Source organism: Clostridium sp. AF15-41, from assembly GCF_003604095.1.
GTDB lineage: Bacteria > Bacillota > Clostridia > Lachnospirales > Lachnospiraceae > Coprococcus.
In genome coordinates, this window is sequence record NZ_QTMQ01000029.1 from 1 (window position 1) to 706 (window position 706).

Consider the following 706-nt stretch of genomic DNA (forward strand, 5'->3'; position numbering starts at 1 on the left):
TGTAGGATTACAATACATGTGTTACAACTGAATATAAAAAAAGCAGAGATACTTCTTTTGTGTTATATTTTAGTCACCACAACAAAAAAACAAAAAAGGAGTTCTCTGCTATGGCTACTATAACACAAGATATGCGGTATCGTCTATCCTTAATCAAATACGCTGAAAGGTTTGGTGTCACCAAAGCTGCTATCAAATATAAAACCAACCGTCAATACATTTATCGTTGGAAACGACGTTATGACGGTTCTATTGAGTCCCTTCGTGACCGCTCTCGCAGACCCCATCATCATCCAAACCAACATACCCCTGAAGAGATCAAGCTGATCTTTGATATGCGCAGACGCAATCCCAATGCCGGTCTTGTTGTCTTTTGGGTTAAACTCAAGCAGCGTGGTTACTCCCGTTCCATCCCTGGACTATACAGATTTCTCCGTAAGCAGGGAATTATGGCAGTTCATCCGCCAAATCCTAAATATATTCCAAAGCCTTACGAACAGATGGATTATCCGGGGCAACGTATACAGGTTGATGTAAAATTTGTTCCTTCTGCATGCCTCAAAAACCCCAAGGTCATCGGCAAACAATTCTTTCAGTATACTGCCATTGACGAGTATTCCAGATGGCGTTTCGTAGAGGCTTTTGAAGAACACAACACGTATTCTTCTGCTATGTTTATAGAGCATCTGGTGAAAGCCTTTCCGTT

1 protein-coding gene is annotated in these 706 nt (G+C 41.2%); it reads left to right on the forward strand.

Translation table 11 applies throughout. From position 1 onward, the window contains the following. Positions 1-110: 110 nt before the first annotated feature. Positions 111-706, forward strand: a 596-nt coding sequence (locus tag DWW43_RS12010) for a helix-turn-helix domain-containing protein (RefSeq protein WP_133302423.1), incomplete at its 3' end; no start/stop codon positions are given.